Origin of the sequence: Rhizobium lentis (assembly GCF_014200175.1) — a bacterium.
Taxonomy (GTDB): Bacteria; Pseudomonadota; Alphaproteobacteria; order Rhizobiales; family Rhizobiaceae; genus Rhizobium; species Rhizobium mulingense.
In genome coordinates this window covers 344,615-359,965 of the sequence record NZ_JACHBD010000004.1, presented here as the reverse complement: position 1 = coordinate 359,965, position 15,351 = coordinate 344,615, and the positions used below count along the sequence as shown (strand labels likewise).

The following is a 15,351-nucleotide window of genomic DNA, read 5'->3' as shown; positions in this document are numbered from 1 at the left end:
TCAAAAGCCCTCCAGGGCGTAAAAGCGGGCGCGGTAATCGGCCCATTCGGGATAGTCGCGATTGATGGCGGCATCCTCGCCGTCGATGAAGAGGCGAAGGAAATTTCTCTGGCGGAAGAGATTGAGGCCGAGCGCGAACTCGATCGCGGCGGTGATCTCCTTGCGGCGCCGGTCATCCTTACGGACGAGCCAGACGAGCATGCCCATGATGGCCGCCGCCTGGACGGCCGAGAGCGCTACCAGCGTGGGGACGAGAGAGCCCATCAGGGAATCCTCAGCGCGATCGCGAAACCGAGCCAGAACACGATGACGAAAAGCACCGTGAATTCGATGGCGCGCATGCGCTCGGCCTGAATGCCGATCAGAAGGTCGACAGCCTTGGCGCGCTGCGGCGCCTGACGCGTCCGTGTGGCTTCCAGCAGCCGCGTTTCGAGATCGCGGCTGCTGGACTTCGGCCGGGGGTTTCCGCGGGAGATGGCGGCGGCCGGTAGAAAGGGTGTGAAGTGGTTCATCGGGGTGCCCTCAGATTTCGTCGCCGTCATCGTCCGCACTCGACGAGGCGAGCGAGGGGTGCGGACGGTAATCGACGGGGCGGACGGGACGAGGATCGATGCCGTAGCTGCGATAGGCCATATCGCGGCAGACTTCCTCGGTCGCGGGGCGGATCGCGTAGATCGCGGGGGTTCCGTAGAATTCAGTCACGCTCTCGCCGTCGCTGACGGGAATATCGACGCGCAGCATCTTGCCGCCTGCGATTTCGACTTCCTTCGCGTAGCCGGGGCGCTTGCGATGGCCCATCAGCTCGACGATCGCCCAACTTTCAAAAACCTCGGATGTCATGAAGCCCTCCGTTCATCCGTTTCGGAACCCGCCGCGTTCCTGGACGCGGCGGTGACCGAAGCGGACGCCCTCAGGCGGCCTCGGCGAGCTTGACTTGCTCGGCGACCCATGGCGCGTTGCGCGCCTGGCTCTCGAGACTGATGCCGGCGGCAAGCAGGGTCCTTTCGGTCTGCGGGCCGCGCTCCTCGTAAAGACGCAGCATCTCCTGACGGTCGCGGCGGTCAGCGGCGGTGACTTCAACTTTCTTCATGACGATCTCCATTGACCCTCCCGTCTCCTGCGCGGCCCGCCGCCGGCCGCGAGAGTGCGGACCGGCGGCGTCTCTGCGCGCCACGTCCGGATGAGGGAGGAGGATCACCGGACAGCGGGAATGTTGCATAACATGCAACTATCGTCAACGATGAAAATTGCATAACGTGCAACATCGATGTTGCACGAAACGAATCAAAGTGTTCGGAATGGAGAAGGAACGCTTGTGCGGGAGCGGTCGCGCGAGGCGCGGGTTAGTCACCAGCGCGAAGAGGAGCGATTTTAATTCTGGTTTTTATCCGGCTCTTCATAGGCCTTCAGCAGGGCTGTCGCGCGATCGATGATTTCACGCAACGCAACTGCCGCCGCGGGAGCGTCGGAATGATCAAAAGTGGATTCGAGCCTGGCTTTGATTTCGGCGTTCAGGGAACGCTTATTTTCCTTTGCGGCCTCGACTACCTTCCTTCGCAGGTCGGGTGTGATCCGCAGCTTGAAGGTAGGATCTTCGCGGGACATAATTTCATTGCTGACATAAAACTTGATCGCCTCAAATGACCCACAGTGACCCCACGGATGCCTTGCGCGCCGCGGGTACATAGTATTAGTTGTTTAAGTTATGACTGATCGCTCTGGCTGATCAGACGGATTGGGTAGGGAATTTAGTTATTTGGTAAAGGAAATGGCTGAACTGTTGAGATTCCCCATCAAGAGTGATGGAGGCGTCCGGCGCGGCGACCCGATCTTGGCTGCTGTAGACAATTTTCGCGCGGCGATGGAAGATTATAATAGCAATGCGCCGATGCATTCCGATGAACTCGCAAACGCATATGCGGCGGCTTCCTACGCCGGGCCGTTGCTGGTGATCCAGGAATGGAAAGCGCCAGCTCGGACGAGGGAGGGCGCGATTGCTGCTTTGAGGCTGGCAAAAAAGGCTGATGAAGAGGGCGACTATTCGATCGTTGGGCCGATGCTTGCTGCCGCCCTGGCCTTTCTCGAGACTGAGGACTAGTTGTTTGTCCCGGTCTTGTTCTCGTTGAACAAGAGACGCAACATGTCGATCGCGCGCTCTCGCTGTTCGGCAGATTTGTCCTTAAAGAACTGCGCCAGCCAATCATCGTCGGGGTGACGGAAAATCCCGTGGATGTCCGTTCCAAAGAGGGCGGCGAGCTTCTCGAGATATTCAGGCTTTGGAACGGTTCCCCCGAACCAGCGGGATACCAATCCCTTGTCGGCGCCGATTTCGCGCACGATATCGGACTGCTTCAGATTCCTTTTTTCCGCCCACTCGACGATGAAGTGGACGCGAACTGGCGTCTTATCGGTATGGATATGTGCGACGTTGTTCATTTCGCAACCATACAATTGTGGCAAAGGATTTTCGTTATACCGGTGTGCAAGATTCGCTCTTGCCAAATGTTGCAAGTTATGCAACCTCTAACGGCATGGCGAACAAATCGGAAATCACGACCTATCGCGAAGAGCATGACCGGATGTCCCTTGAGGAATTCGGTAAGCTCTTCACGCCGCCTGTCGACAAATCGACGGTCATGCGCTGGGAGCGTGGCAATATCACGCCGCGCCGCGCGATCGAAATCGAGGCCGTGACCGGGATTAAGCGTCATGCGCTGCTGCCTGAATTCTTCGGGATTTCGGAGGCCGCCGAATGAACCTCTCCCTGAAGCGCTGCGAAGGTAGTGATCGCGGCGCCGCCTTGCGCCGGACGGGCGGGCCTCAAGCGTCCGGCGCATCTTCTTTTCGCAGTTTGTGTTTTGCCCAGTCATGCGGTCCCCCGTGATCTCTTGATGGGCTGAGTTTTCACATTTCCGCATCGTTCCCGCCACGGGAAAACCCCGCCGGAATTCCCGGCGCGGGAAGAGCTTTTGTTTTGTCTGGAGTGAAGGACATGGACGCATTCCTCTATCGCATCAAGGCGGCCCAAAGGGACCTGATCGAGCGCTGCGGCGGCATCATGCGCGTCGTCGAAAAGTCCGGTTATTCGAAGAGCGAGGTCGGTCGCTGGAACAATGGTTCGGAGCCCGACCTGATGCCGGTCGGTGCGATCGCCATGCTGGAACGCGACTGCGGCCAGCCGCTGGTGACGGCGGTGCTCGCCGAGACCAATGGCCGTCGGCTGACGGATCCGGACGAGGCCCGGCGCGCCGAGGTGAATGTCCTGACCAGCCATGCAGAGCTGATGCGGCACTCCGCCGAGGTTGCCAACGCCATCGCCGTGGCGATCAGCGACGGCCAGGTGACGCCGAGCGAGGCGACGACGGTCGACCGGCTGGCGAGCGGCCTGGAGCGGGCGGCTTCGGATCTCCGGCAAGCGCTCGCCGTGATCAAAGCCTCGGGCGGCGCGAAGGCCGGCCTCAAGATCGTAGGCGGGGAGTGATGCGGGTGACCGAGCCGGGGCTCAATCGCGACGGCCGCAGCCTGCTCTATCGGGCAGCGCAGTTTTTCGCCCGCCACGGCCGCGCCTATCCGCTCGCACTCGACAGCGACCGGCGCGGCGCCGAGGTGGCCGTCGCCGGCGGTTATGTCAGGCGGCTTTCCGGCGACCGGCATTTCGTGACCGTGACCGAGAAGGGGCGCGGCTATCTCGACGCTTTGATGAGGGCTGAGTGACCGCCGCGCAAGGGCGTTGCGGATGTTGGGCAATGATCTGCCGCGCGCGGATCTAAACGAGGGAACTACCATGGGCTTCAGCATGATCGTGCCTACGCCGAAGGCGAAAACGGGCGCATTCAAGATATCGACGGTCTCGATGCGCGGCGCCCCGTTCCGCCTGCAGATCAGCATCCCGTCGGCGCTCTTCACGTTGCTCTTCAAGCAGGCGGAGCGGTTCGATCTCCTGCTGGGCGAGAACGGTGACAAGGGCAAGATGATGATCAAGCCCACCGACGCCGGGCATTTCAAGCCGACCTTCATGAAACACACGGTGATCTTTCGGCTGCCAGAAACCAACTGGACGCCGCAGATCGCGCTTTCGTTCGAAGAGCCGAAGCGGCGTGAGGTCGAGGGGGGGGCGATCATCATCGAACTGCCCGACTGGATGGACGAAGAACGCTGGAAATCCATCCAGAGGGCACGTCACCAGGTTTCGCGGGAGCGCGAGACCGCGCCATTGCGGGGTGCTGCTAAGTGAAAACTCCAGGCGCGATCGACGGCCGCCGCAGCACTGCGGCACGCATGCTGCAGGTCGCCGAGCGCGACGGCCTAGTCGACGACACGATCCCGCGCGAACGGCAAGCCTGCCTGAGGCTTAACGCCGTCGGGCTCCTGCGGCGTGACCTCAAGCTCGCTTCGCGCTGGTATCCGGTCGAGACGGCGATGCGCAGCGAGGTGCGCCCGTGAGCGACGACCTCCCGATCACCATTTCGGTTTCCGGCGGTCCGTCGATCGAGACGACGCTCGGTGGCCTGAAGGCTGCAGCCGCCGCGCCGGGCAAGGGGTTGCTGCCCGCGGCCCGCGCCGATGCCTCCGATCTCGCCGCGACGATCGAGCGGGCGCGGAAGCTCTTCGATGAGCAGGACTATCAGGCGGCACTGCTGCTTTCCTCAGGCGCCTATGACCAGGCCAAGGCGGCCGCCAGCTATGGCAAGCGCATGAAGGCCAGCGAACAGCTGATCGGCAAGGCGCGCCAAATGCAGGGCGATGCGCTGCTGATCGAAAGCCGGGCCAAGATGGCGCTCGCCGACCAATATGACGATGCTCAGAAGGCCGGCGTGCTGGCGACGCAGGGCCGCCCGAAAAACATTCCAGACGAGAATGTTTTCACGCTGAAGGATGCGGGTCTCTCGTCGAAGGAAATCCACGAAGCCCGCAAGCTGCGCGACGCCGAGGCGAAGCAGCCGGGCCTTGTCGAGCGGGCGATCGAAGCGCGCCTGGCGCAGGGATTCGAGCCGAGCCGCGCCAATCTACGAGCCGCCGTCGGCACCGCCTCGGCCAGCAAGGAAGATCGCGGCGACAATTTCTATCAGACGCCGGTCGAGGCGACGCGCACGCTGCTCGCCTATGAAAGTTTCTCCGGCACGGTCTGGGAATCCTCCTGCGGCCTCGGGGCGATTTCGCGCGTGCTGGAAGCGGCCGGTTACGAGGTGATCATTTCCGATCTCGTCGACCGTGGCACGGTGACCCGGCACGGCGAGCTGCAGACGGTCGGCGACTTCCTCGCCACCGCGCCGGATGAAGAAGGCGAGGGGCCTGACATCGTCAGCAACCCGCCCTATGGCGAGGTGCTCAACGATTACGTCGCGCATGCACTGCGCGTTCACAAGCCGCGCAAAATGGCGCTGCTGCTCAATCTCAACTTCCTCTGCGGCTTCGCCGACGAGGCGCGCAACTTCGTCATGGACGAGAACCCGCCGGCCCGCGTCTACGTCTTCAAGCGCCGCCTGCCGATGATGCACCGCGAGGGTTACGAGGGGCCAAAGGCGTCCAGCCGGATGAATACCGCGTGGTTCGTCTGGGAGCGGCAGGAGGACGGCAGCTATGGCGACACAACGGTCATCAAGCGCGTCGACTGGAAGGATTTCGAGGAGGCGCAAGCGCTGCAGCCGGGCGCCGGCGGCAATATCGGCAACATCAATTTCGACGAATTCCGCCGCGACACGCCGCGCAAGACGCTCGACGAGCGGGTTGAGGATATCTCGGCGAAAGCGCTCATCTGGTGCGCGGGCAAGGATGATTTCGACGCGGTCGAGTTGCGCCGTGCGGTCGGCGTGCGCCCGTCGACGGCGGAGGGCGCCATTCATTGGATGCTGGAAAAGAAGCTCATCAATCCCGCAGGCGAAGGGCGCTTCAAGACGGCGAGTGGCGGCTGGACCGCGCTCAAGGCGACGGCGGCGGTCATCAATGATCGGAAGCTCTTCGAACTGATCGAGCAGGTGCAGGGGGTGGCGGCGTGAAGGCGATAGCAATTGTCACGCTCGTTTCCGACGAGCTCGCAAAAGACGCTCCAGTAGCGATCGGCGTTTCCGGCGGCAAGGATAGTCAGGCGGCTGCGCTCGCGACCTTCCGCTATCTCGACTCAATCAGTCATGGCGGCCCGCGCATCCTCGTTCATAGCGATCTCGGCGTCGTCGAATGGGACGACAGCCTGCCGGTCTGCGAAAGGCTGGCAAAGCATCTGGGCGCCGAACTGCTGGTGGTTCGCCGCAATGCTGGCGACCTGATGGAGCGGTGGGAGGCCCGATGGCGCTCCAGCGTGGAGCGTTACGAGAAGCTCAGCACGGTGACGCTCGTTCCGTGCTGGTCGACGCCTTCCATGCGGTTCTGCACCTCGGAGCTGAAAACCCATGTCATTCGCGCTGCCCTCAAGCGTCGCTATGGCGGACGCCTGATCGTCAACGTGACCGGCGTTCGCAGGGATGAAAGCTCGGCGCGCGCCAAAGCCTCGATCGCTGATCGCGAAGCCGAGCAGCCGATCATCAACTGGCGGCCGATCGTCGACTGGACCGTCCAAGATGTCTTTTCCGCGATCGATACCAGCGGCGTTGTGCTGCATCCGGCCTATCGCGATTTCGGAATGAGTCGCGTTTCCTGCCGCTTCTGCATCATGTCGAATATTGCGGATCTGACAGCGGCCGCGGCGCAGCCGGAAAGCCACGACCTTTTCCGTCGCATGGTGGCCTTAGAATCTGCCAGCAGCTTTGCCTTTCAGGGCGCGCGATGGCTCGGTGATGTCGCCCCGCACTTGCTCGACGAAAAGTCGCAACGCGCCCTGGCCACGGCCAAGGTCAAGGCCACCGAACGCGCCCTGTTCGAAAAGTTCATCACGCCCTCGATGCTCTACGTGAAGGGCTGGCCGACCCGGATGCTGACAGATACCGAGGCCGACATTCTGGCGACCACCAGACAGGCGATCAGCGGGATTTTAGGTTTCCGATCGGCGCACCTCGATCGCGCCAGCATCCACGCACGCTATGCGGAACTGATCGCCGACAAGGCGGTCCGCGATGCGCGCAAGCGAAAGGTCGCTGCATGACGACTGATTTCTCACCGGCCATGCTCAAGCAGTTCCTCGCCCTTCGCGTCGCGATGATGGTGCGGCTCGATTTCCCGTCGCAGCGGCGCAACGGCGAGAAGGCGGCGCTCGCCGATCTGCGTAAACGCTCCGGCCTGACGCGTGATGAGTTCGAGCTTGCCTGCAAGGGCCGGCTGAAGGGTGGCGTGGCCCGAGCGAAGATCTGGGCGGCACTCTGGATCGACCCGGCGAGCCTCGGCATTCGCCTGACCGACGATGGCGGACAGGAGGGCGGCGATGCAGCCTGAAATCGACCGCGCCCGCCTTGCCCGCGATGTCCGCCAGTGGCTCGACGACAACCGCCTGACGACGCGCAGCGCGCCGCAGATCTATGCCGGGCTCAATCCGGCAATGATCTCGCGGGCCTGCCGCGAAAGCGTGCTTTCGGCTGCGAGCATGCTGGCGCTCTGCGCGGCGATGAAGCGCGACCCGACGCTCTACCTCACCTTCCGGGACAAGCGAAATCAAGCTGTTACAGCAAGTGTCCACCGTGAAACGAGGGGCGCGGCATGATTGTCGAACTGGGCAACTGGATCGTGCCGATCACTGTGACGGTCATCGTCTTCGCCTTTGCGGCGGGCACGGTAAGGGTGAGGGTGCCGGACTATGTGCGGACGGCGAACCGGATATTCAACACGCTGATCGTGGCGGCGGCGGCGCTCGCCTCACTCTGCATCTGGCTGGTCTGGGCGATGGTGAGACAATGAGCGATGTCCTGCCGATCATCGAAGGCTCGCTTGGTGCCGGTCCGCCCGACTGGGCATCGTGGCTGCTGCGTTGCCCGCTTTCGATCATCCATCGCGAGCAGGCGACGATCCGCGCCATCCTGCAGCGGCACGGCTTTTCCGCCGGCGTCGATTACCTCGACGCGCTGCTCGCCTATTCGAACGCAACAAGACTGCCCGACGGCGGCTTCCCGCCGACGGTGGTGATGCCCGTGCACATGGCTGCCGGGGCAATGAGGGAAGCGGCGCGCGCCGCAGAGGGGGCAGAATGAATTCCATGGCAATGCCGAAGAGCTTCGTGCTCGACAACCGCATGACCGTCGTTCTCTTCGCCGGCATGGGCGGCGGTTGCGACGGGCTGGAAGATGCCGGCTTTCACGTGCACCTCGCCGTCAATCACGATCCGCTGGCGATCGCCATGCATGAGAAGCGCCACCCGCATACCAGGCACCTGCGCTGCGACGTTTTCGAGGTTGATCCAAGGCAGGCGACGCGCGGCCGCGGCGTTCGAATCCTGCATGCCTCGCCCGACTGCACGCATTTCTCGGTCGCCAAGGGTTCCAAACCGGTCAGCAAGCGCCGGCGTTCGCTCGCCTGGGTAATTCCGCGCTGGGCCGGGCAGGTGCGCCCCGAGGTGATTACCATGGAGAACGTCCAGGAGATCCGGACCTGGGGGCCGCTGATCTGCAAGCGCGACAAGAAGACGGGCAGGGCGATGCGGCGCGACGGCTCGGTGGCCGCCAAGGGCGAGCGTATTCCCGTCGAGAATCAATGGCTGATCCCGGATCCGCGTCACAAGGGCCGTATCTGGCGCGCTTGGCTGCAGCACATGCAGGACCTCGGTTATAGCTTCGAGCACCGCATCCTGGTCTGCGCCGATTACGGCATCCCGACGATCCGCAAACGTTTCTTCGGCGTGGCGCGCGCCGACGGCGGGCCAATCTACTGGCCGGAGCGTACGCATGCGCCGCGCGACAAGGCGAAGGCGCTCGGCCTTAAGCCGTGGGTCGGGGCAAATACGATCATCGACTGGTCACTGCCCGTCAAATCGATCTTCGACCGCAAGAAGCCGCTCGCCGAGGCGACGCTGCGGCGGATCGCGCGCGGGGTGATGCGCTATGTGGTCAACGCAAAGCGGCCGTTCATCGTGCCGATCACCCATACCGGCGGCGATCGCGTTCATGACATTGACGAGCCGATGCGCACCTTCACGACCGCGCATCGCGGCGAGCTGGCGCTGGTCGTGCCGGTTATCGCCGGCGTCGGCGGCCGGATGGGGCAGTCGGCGGAGCGTTCGGTCGAAGAGCCGATGCAGACCGTGACCACCAAGCCCGATTCGGTCCTGGTCGCAGCGCACCTGACGAAGTTCCGGCCTGGCTCGACTGGTGCGCATGTCGAGGAGCCATTGCCGACCTATACGGCGAACAATTTCGAGAAGCGCCCGGGCGGCGCGCCGCCGCTCGGCGTGGCGGCCGTACACATGTCGACGACGCGCAATGCGCAGAAGCCCTTCGGCGCTGCCGACGAGCCGCTGCACACGATCACGGCGGGAGGGGCTGGGCTGTCGCTCGTAGCGGCGACCATGATCCAAGCTGGAAATGGCGAACATGAAGGACAGGTGGCACGGTGCCTCGATATCGAGAACCCGATCGGGACGCAGACGGCCGGCGGACAGCGCCAGGCGGTCGTGGCGGCGTTTCTGGCGCAGCACAATGGCGACCCGCGCGCCGACGGCTCTGTCGAGTTCCGGTCGGGGCGTGATGTTGCCGATCCGCTGGCGACTTTGACCGTCTATCCCCAGCAGGGCGTCGGCGCGGTTTTCCTTGCACAGCACAATACCGGCAATAATGGCCACGATGCGCGCGACCCGCTGTCGACGGTCACGACCGGCGGGGAGCGCGGCCAGTCGCAACAGGGCATTGTCGCTGCAGCTCTGACCAGGCTGCGCGGCAACGACAAGGACGGGCAGGATATCAGCCATCCCCTGCCGACGCAGACCTGCGGCGGCGGTCATGAAATGCTGATCATGCCGTTTTTGCAAGCCTACTACGGTTCTGGCTCCGAAGGCGGCCGAGCCGACGAACCGCTGCGCGCGCTAACTGGATTGGCCCGTCACGGCCTCGTCACCGTCCAGGTGAACGGCCAGACGATGGTGATCACCGATATCTGCATGCGCATGCTCGACCCGCTGGAGGGTGCCGCGGCGCATGGCTTCGATCCTAAGAGCTTCGACCACGTGATCGAATACGTCGACGAGCGCGGCAAGCTCGTGAAACGCAAGCCCACGAAAACCCAGATCGGCCACCTCGTCGGCAACAGCGTGCCGAAAAAGATGATCCAGCTGCTGGCCGAGTGCAACGGACGCTATGAATTCGTGGAGGCGGCGGAGTGAACGACTACAGCGCCTTTCTCCGCAACAAAATGCGGATCGCCACGGCCACCGGCTTCGAGGTTCGCGAGAGCGATCTGAACCCGCGCCTGGCACCGCATTGCCGCAGGATCGTGCAATGGGCGCTGCGCGGCGGCCAGCGGGCGATCTTCGCAAATTTCGGCTTGCACAAGACCTCGATCCAGATCGAGCTGATGCGCAAGATCCGCAACACGGATGGCGGCCTCTGCCTGATCGTGCTGCCGCTCGGCGTGAAACAGGAATTCTTCGACGAAGCCGAAGAGCGGTTCGCCGGCGACTGCGCGGTGCGGCTGAAATTCATCCGGTCGACGGCGGAGATCGGCAACGAGCTCGACGGCCGGGTCGAAGGCAATCCGCTGATCTACCTGACGAACTATGAGAGCGTTCGCGAAGGCAAGATCGACGTGTCCCGCTTTGTCGCGGCCAGCCTCGACGAAGCGGCCGTGCTGCGCGGCTATGGAACGAAGACGTTCCAGACCTTCCTGCCGCTCTTCGAAAAGGTCAAATACAAGTTCGTCGCCACGGCGACGCCGAGCCCGAACCGGCTGAAGGAACTGATCCACTATTCCGGTTTCCTCGGCGTCATGGATACCGGCCAGGCCCTGACGCGCTTCTTCCAGCGCAACTCGGAAAAAGCCGGCGACCTGACACTCTTCCCGCACAAGGAAGAGGAATTCTGGCTGTGGGTCCACAGCTGGGCGATCTTCCTGCAGAAGCCGTCCGATCTCGGTTTCTCCGACGAAGGCTACCAGCTGCCGCCGATGAAGGTGAACTGGCATGAGGTCAAGCTCGATCCGCGCTCGGCCGGCTACGATCGCGACGGCCAGGGCCTGCTGATCCACAATGCCGCCCTCGGCGTGACGCAGGCGAGCCTTGCCAAGCGCGAAAGCCTCGACGCGCGGATCGAGAAGATGTGCGCGCTGATCGCCGAGGATCCCGAGGCGCATCGCATCCTTTGGCACGACCTCGAGGACGAGCGCCGCGCGATCGAGGCGGCCGTGCCCGGTGTTGCCTCGATTTATGGCTCTCAGTCGATTGAAGTGAACGAGGCGAACGCGCTGGGCTTCAAGCATGGCAGGATCCGCGATCTCGCCACCAAGCCGGAAATGTCCGGCGCCGGCTGCAATTTCCAGAAACACTGCCACTGGGAAATCTTCGTCGGGATCGGCTTCAAGTTCCACGACTTCATCCAGGCGGTCCACCGCATCGTCCGCTTCGGCCAGGTGCATGAATGCCGGATCGACATCATCTATTCCGAAGCGGAGCGTGAGGTTCGCCGCGTCATGGAGCGCAAGTGGCGCGACCATGACGAGATGATGGAACGCATGGCCGGTATCGTGCGCAAATATGGCCTCGACAAGCTGCCGGTCGCGGATCTGCTGAAGCGCTCGGTCGGGCTGGAGCGGCGGGTCGAAACCGGCGATTCCTTTAAGATCGCCAATAACGACTGCGTCGAAGAGGCTCGGCTGACTGCCGACAATTCGGTCGGGCTGCTCGTCACCTCGGTGCCGTTCTCAAACCACTACGAATATACCGAGAGCTACAACGACTTCGGCCACACCGACGACAACGATCATTTCTGGTCGCAGATGGATTATCTGACGCCGGAGCTGCTGCGCATCATCCAGCCGGGCCGGCTCGCCTGCGTCCACGTCAAGGACCGGGTGCTGTTCGGGGCGGTGACCGGCGAGGGCGTGCCGACGATCTCGCCCTTTCATGCCGAAGCGATCTTCCACTACCTCAAGCACGGCTTTCAATATTGCGGGATGATCACCATCACGACCGATGTCGTGTCGGAGAACAATCAGACCTATCGGCTGACCTATTCCGAGATGATGAAGGACGCCTCGAAGATGGGCGTCGGCTGCCCGGAATACGTCCTGCTCTTCCGCAAGCCGCAGACGGACCGCTCCAAGGGTTACGCCGACGAGCGGATCGTGCATCAGCCGCCGCAGGTGATCGCGGCCGACGGCTCGCATGTGCCGTGGACAGACGGCGATCGGCGCGCCCATGTGCCCGGCAGCGGCTACACGCTGGCCCGCTGGCAGCTCGACGCGCATTCCTTCTGGCCCTCGTCCGGCAATCGCCTGCTGACCACCGACGAGATGGTGCGCATGGGGCCGAAGGTGGTCTCCGACCTGTTCAAGCAGCTGCAGGACAGCGCGCAGGTCTATGATTTCGACGAGCACGTGCGGCTCGGCGAGGAGCTGGCGGCGCGCGACAACCTGTCGAAGACATACATGACCTTGGCGCCGCGCTCGAAGCATCCGGCCGTCTGGACCGATATCGTCCGGATGCGGACGCTGAACGGCGAGCAGGCGCAGCGCAATCTCGAAAAGCACGTCTGCCCCTTCCAGATCGACATCGTCGACCGACTGATCGACCGGTACTCCAACCCGGGTGACGTCGTCTACGACCCCTTCGGCGGCCTGATGACAGTGCCTTATCGCGCCATCCTGAAGGGCCGGCGCGGGCAGGCCTCGGAACTCTCGGACAAGTATTTCCGCGACGGCCTGCGCTACTGCCGCGCGGCGGAAGCCAAGATCGCCGTGCCCGACATGTTCGACGTGCTCGATGCGGTCGCAGAGGCGGCGGAGTGAGCGATGGGCAAGCCGACGGAACTGCAGTGGCGTGACGAAACCTACCGACGGCTCGCGAAGTGCGGGTCAGTGGATGTCGGGGCGGTCTATCCGCCGCCTGCGCTCGCGCGGCTTTGGCGGTGGCGCATTTGGCTGACGGAAAGCGGCACGTCCGCGACCGGCACGGAACTGAGGGAAGACGCGGCGCGGCGCCGGGTCGAGGAGCGATTTCAGAATTTCCTGGCAGCGGCGGGGCTAGCGCCGAAAAGCCAGGGTGATTGATACGGGGGCAATGACGATGAGCATGTTTGCGTGCGGCGGGCGCGCGGAATACGGCGGTGCCACATGAGCCATGAGGCGACTATGTGGGCCGTCAAGGTGCGCGGCATCAGCTGCACCGAGGCGCGGGTGTTGTGGCACCTGGCCGACTGCCATAACCCGATCTTCGGCTGCTATCCAAAGCAGGATTATCTTGCCAACGCCTGTGAGATCGACGAGCGCTCGGTGCGCCGCTCACTGTCCTCTTTGCGCGACAAGGGGCTGGTCAATTGGGTCGAGCAGCGCGAGGGAAAGAACCGCAAGGCGAACCGATACAGTCTTGGTTTTGAAGCTGGTTTCCGTCGCTTCGAGACCACTGATTCCCCGGAAAATGAACCGGACAATTTGTCCGCTTCAAGCGAGATCTCAACCGGACAGGAATGCGCCCTTCAACCGGACTCAAATGGCGGTTTGAACCGGACTCCTGAGTCCTCAATAGAACCTGTAAGGGAACCTGTAATAGAACCCGTAAGAGAGAGAGGGAGCGCGCGCGAGGTTTCGGAAGATGATCCGAAAGCGTTGCGCAAGCGGTTCCAGGCGCTCATCGTCGGCAGGCATGACAATCCCTGGCCCGATGTGCTCTCCTCGGCTCCTGAATGGGCGTTCCAGCAGTTCGTGAAGCTTTCACCGGAAGAGCGGCAGAGAGCGGAAGAGCGCCGCGATGCCTATCTGGCAGCGTGCCCGAAGCTGGCTTCTGGCGAGCACAAGGGTAAGCCGAAGGCTGCGGCGCTCGGCGTCTACCTCAGGGACCGGATGTTCGATCTCGTCGACGCGATCGCGCCGCAGGTGGTGCGCGGGCAGGCCGAAAAGCGCCGGCAGGAAGAGGCCATTCCGGTCGCGCCCTTCGGGCCGATCTGGGCAGGCAAGCGGGCGCTGGCGCTGCTGGATGGCCCGGTAGCCATCGAGTTGCCCGATAATCTGCTCGAGCTCGCCGTCGAGACCTACAACCGCTTGCGCCGCTCCAGCGAAACAACAGCCAGGTCGTGGGCGAACCATCGCGGCATCGCGGTGGATGGCAACGAGTTGGTGTTTCCAGACGACTACCGCATGCAGGAGCGCCGGCGTCGCCAAAGCGACAGCGGCTATCCCGAGGCGCATGCGCTCGACAAACTGGCCAAGGATCGCGGCAGGGGCGCAGCGGATCCCCGCTTCGCCATCCTTGCCGATCTCTGCGAGGCCGTACCGGTCGGCTCGGAAACCTACGAGCGGTGGCGCGCCTATCACCAGCAGATGAACTGGCCGTTCGTCCCGGATCCGGGCGGCATGCGGGTGGTCTATTTCCCGAAAGGCGGGCCGGAAGGCCTGGGTGAATTCGAAATGGCCGCTCGTGCGGCATTGGGCATGGAGCGGGGCGATGTCGATGCAATTTAGGAAGGGTGATCTCAATGGCGTGATCGTCGTACGCGCCGAGGCTTGGCTGAAGCGCGACAAGGTGGCTGGCGCAAACAGACTGCGGATTGATCATCTGAACATGGCTTCGAGGGGCACCGTGATTCGCTTGGGGCGTGATCCGGAAGTGCCGAAGGCAGGCTGGTTCTGCCTGAGGGTGACGACAGGGCGCGAGAAGGCTGTGGAAAAAGTGCTGAATGCCTCCGACGTGGAATCACTGGTTGTGATGACGAACGAGTGCAAGGTGGTGAAGCGTGGCCGCGTCTGCATCATCCCGCCACGTCCTGTAATCCTCGGTTATGTGCTCGTTCATTGCTGCCCGATCGCCCAGGCGATGATGGGTCTGCTGCACGTAAAGGACGTCATTGACGTGGTTGGCGGTGCTATCCGTCCTTACCGTGCCGACGCTGATTCGATTAGTCGATTCAAGAAGATGGCAGAAGACGGGAAGTACGATGCCAGCGCTCGTAAAGAGTACAAATTCGAGCTGAAGGAACGGGTGCGGATCACCGAAGGACCGTTCGCATCGTTCCCTGGCATCATCGGCTTGATCGATGATGAGAAGGGTTACGTGTCGCTCGATGTGGACATATTCGGGCGCCCGACGCCCGTGCAGCTGATGCTTGATCAAATCGAAAAGATGTGATCAGAGTCCGGCTGTGGACGATCCTAGATCCCAGCGTGGGCTTTGAGTCGGTGACTTGATCACTGGCAAACGATGCGAAAGCTTCGGAGCTGCTTACCGGTAGGACCCCGCTTTGACAGCCTCAGAGAAGGCGCCGAGTCAAGGCAAGTGCTACTGCATTGTTTCCAAGT

The 15,351-nt window shown here is 62.9% G+C and carries 23 protein-coding genes; 17 read left to right on the top strand and 6 right to left on the bottom strand.

Going from position 1 to position 15,351, the window contains the following annotated elements; translation table 11 throughout:
- From GGI60_RS12500 to GGI60_RS12480, 5 genes are all read right to left on the bottom strand, one after another.
- The gene (locus GGI60_RS12500) at positions 1 to 264 is read right to left on the bottom strand and encodes a hypothetical protein (RefSeq protein WP_183916095.1); all 264 of its coding nucleotides are present in this window, start codon (positions 262 to 264) and stop codon (positions 1 to 3) included.
- Entirely contained in the window at positions 264 to 512 is a 249-nt protein-coding gene (locus tag GGI60_RS12495; protein WP_183916093.1) for a hypothetical protein, read from the bottom strand. Before GGI60_RS12495 ends, GGI60_RS12500 begins: the two co-directional genes overlap by 1 nt.
- Before the next feature lie 10 nt (positions 513 to 522).
- Positions 523 to 840: an acetyltransferase gene (locus GGI60_RS12490; RefSeq protein WP_183916091.1), complete on the bottom strand. Its 318-nt coding sequence runs from the start codon at positions 838 to 840 to the stop codon at positions 523 to 525.
- 70 nt (positions 841 to 910) lie between these two features.
- The gene (locus GGI60_RS12485; RefSeq protein ID WP_246720372.1) at positions 911 to 1,090 is read right to left on the bottom strand and encodes a hypothetical protein; all 180 of its coding nucleotides are present in this window, start codon (positions 1,088 to 1,090) and stop codon (positions 911 to 913) included.
- A 281-nt stretch (positions 1,091 to 1,371) separates the two neighbouring features.
- Positions 1,372 to 1,605, bottom strand: a complete 234-nt coding sequence (locus GGI60_RS12480) for an Arc family DNA-binding protein (protein ID WP_183916087.1) — start codon at positions 1,603 to 1,605, stop codon at positions 1,372 to 1,374.
- Positions 1,606 to 1,768: 163 nt separating this feature from the next.
- On the opposite strand from GGI60_RS12480, the gene GGI60_RS12475 reads away from it, so the two are divergent.
- Entirely contained in the window at positions 1,769 to 2,098 is a 330-nt protein-coding gene (locus GGI60_RS12475; protein WP_183916084.1) for a hypothetical protein, read from the top strand.
- Here the strand turns inward: GGI60_RS12475 and GGI60_RS12470 are convergent.
- Positions 2,095 to 2,436: a helix-turn-helix transcriptional regulator gene (locus tag GGI60_RS12470; protein WP_183916082.1), complete on the bottom strand. Its 342-nt coding sequence runs from the start codon at positions 2,434 to 2,436 to the stop codon at positions 2,095 to 2,097. The two genes, GGI60_RS12475 and GGI60_RS12470, sit on opposite strands and share 4 nt — an antisense overlap.
- 95 nt (positions 2,437 to 2,531) lie before the next feature.
- Here GGI60_RS12470 and GGI60_RS12465 point away from each other — a divergent pair, with 95 nt between their 5' ends.
- From GGI60_RS12465 to GGI60_RS12390, 16 genes are all read left to right on the top strand, one after another.
- The gene (locus tag GGI60_RS12465) at positions 2,532 to 2,756 is read left to right on the top strand and encodes a helix-turn-helix domain-containing protein (protein ID WP_183916081.1); all 225 of its coding nucleotides are present in this window, start codon (positions 2,532 to 2,534) and stop codon (positions 2,754 to 2,756) included.
- Positions 2,757 to 2,992: 236 nt separating this feature from the next.
- Positions 2,993 to 3,481, top strand: a complete 489-nt coding sequence (locus tag GGI60_RS12460; RefSeq protein ID WP_183916080.1) for a hypothetical protein — start codon at positions 2,993 to 2,995, stop codon at positions 3,479 to 3,481.
- A complete protein-coding gene (locus GGI60_RS12455) occupies positions 3,481 to 3,714 on the top strand; it encodes a hypothetical protein (protein WP_183916079.1) in 234 nt (77 codons plus the stop codon). Before GGI60_RS12460 ends, GGI60_RS12455 begins: the two co-directional genes overlap by 1 nt.
- A 25-nt stretch (positions 3,715 to 3,739) precedes the next feature.
- The gene (locus GGI60_RS12450; protein ID WP_183916078.1) at positions 3,740 to 4,234 is read left to right on the top strand and encodes a hypothetical protein; all 495 of its coding nucleotides are present in this window, start codon (positions 3,740 to 3,742) and stop codon (positions 4,232 to 4,234) included.
- Positions 4,231 to 4,443, top strand: coding sequence for a hypothetical protein (locus tag GGI60_RS12445; RefSeq protein ID WP_183916077.1), 213 nt, complete (start codon positions 4,231 to 4,233; stop codon positions 4,441 to 4,443). Before GGI60_RS12450 ends, GGI60_RS12445 begins: the two co-directional genes overlap by 4 nt.
- Positions 4,440 to 5,996: a hypothetical protein gene (locus tag GGI60_RS12440; protein WP_183916076.1), complete on the top strand. Its 1,557-nt coding sequence runs from the start codon at positions 4,440 to 4,442 to the stop codon at positions 5,994 to 5,996. The genes GGI60_RS12445 and GGI60_RS12440 overlap by 4 nt, the downstream gene beginning before the upstream one ends.
- Positions 5,993 to 7,075 carry a phosphoadenosine phosphosulfate reductase family protein gene (locus GGI60_RS12435; RefSeq protein WP_183916075.1) on the top strand — a complete coding sequence of 361 codons (1,083 nt, stop codon included), beginning with the start codon at positions 5,993 to 5,995 and terminating at the stop codon, positions 7,073 to 7,075. Before GGI60_RS12440 ends, GGI60_RS12435 begins: the two co-directional genes overlap by 4 nt.
- Complete coding sequence (locus GGI60_RS12430) at positions 7,072 to 7,362, top strand: hypothetical protein (protein WP_183916074.1); 291 nt, start codon at positions 7,072 to 7,074, stop codon at positions 7,360 to 7,362. Before GGI60_RS12435 ends, GGI60_RS12430 begins: the two co-directional genes overlap by 4 nt.
- Entirely contained in the window at positions 7,352 to 7,627 is a 276-nt protein-coding gene (locus GGI60_RS12425; RefSeq protein WP_183916073.1) for a hypothetical protein, read from the top strand. Before GGI60_RS12430 ends, GGI60_RS12425 begins: the two co-directional genes overlap by 11 nt.
- Positions 7,624 to 7,821: a hypothetical protein gene (locus GGI60_RS12420; protein ID WP_183916072.1), complete on the top strand. Its 198-nt coding sequence runs from the start codon at positions 7,624 to 7,626 to the stop codon at positions 7,819 to 7,821. Before GGI60_RS12425 ends, GGI60_RS12420 begins: the two co-directional genes overlap by 4 nt.
- Complete coding sequence (locus GGI60_RS12415; RefSeq protein WP_183916071.1) at positions 7,818 to 8,111, top strand: hypothetical protein; 294 nt, start codon at positions 7,818 to 7,820, stop codon at positions 8,109 to 8,111. Before GGI60_RS12420 ends, GGI60_RS12415 begins: the two co-directional genes overlap by 4 nt.
- Positions 8,108 to 10,231, top strand: coding sequence for a DNA cytosine methyltransferase (locus GGI60_RS12410; protein WP_183916070.1), 2,124 nt, complete (start codon positions 8,108 to 8,110; stop codon positions 10,229 to 10,231). Before GGI60_RS12415 ends, GGI60_RS12410 begins: the two co-directional genes overlap by 4 nt.
- On the top strand, positions 10,228 to 12,849 hold the full coding sequence (locus tag GGI60_RS12405) for a DNA methyltransferase (protein WP_312862800.1): 2,622 nt from the start codon (positions 10,228 to 10,230) through the stop codon (positions 12,847 to 12,849). The genes GGI60_RS12410 and GGI60_RS12405 overlap by 4 nt, the downstream gene beginning before the upstream one ends.
- 3 nt (positions 12,850 to 12,852) lie before the next feature.
- A complete protein-coding gene (locus GGI60_RS12400; protein WP_183916069.1) occupies positions 12,853 to 13,110 on the top strand; it encodes a hypothetical protein in 258 nt (85 codons plus the stop codon).
- Positions 13,111 to 13,206: 96 nt separating this feature from the next.
- On the top strand, positions 13,207 to 14,517 hold the full coding sequence (locus GGI60_RS12395) for a helix-turn-helix domain-containing protein (protein WP_210314438.1): 1,311 nt from the start codon (positions 13,207 to 13,209) through the stop codon (positions 14,515 to 14,517).
- On the top strand, positions 14,501 to 15,181 hold the full coding sequence (locus GGI60_RS12390; RefSeq protein WP_183916067.1) for a transcription termination/antitermination protein NusG: 681 nt from the start codon (positions 14,501 to 14,503) through the stop codon (positions 15,179 to 15,181). Before GGI60_RS12395 ends, GGI60_RS12390 begins: the two co-directional genes overlap by 17 nt.
- The last annotated feature ends 170 nt before the right edge of the window (positions 15,182 to 15,351 follow it).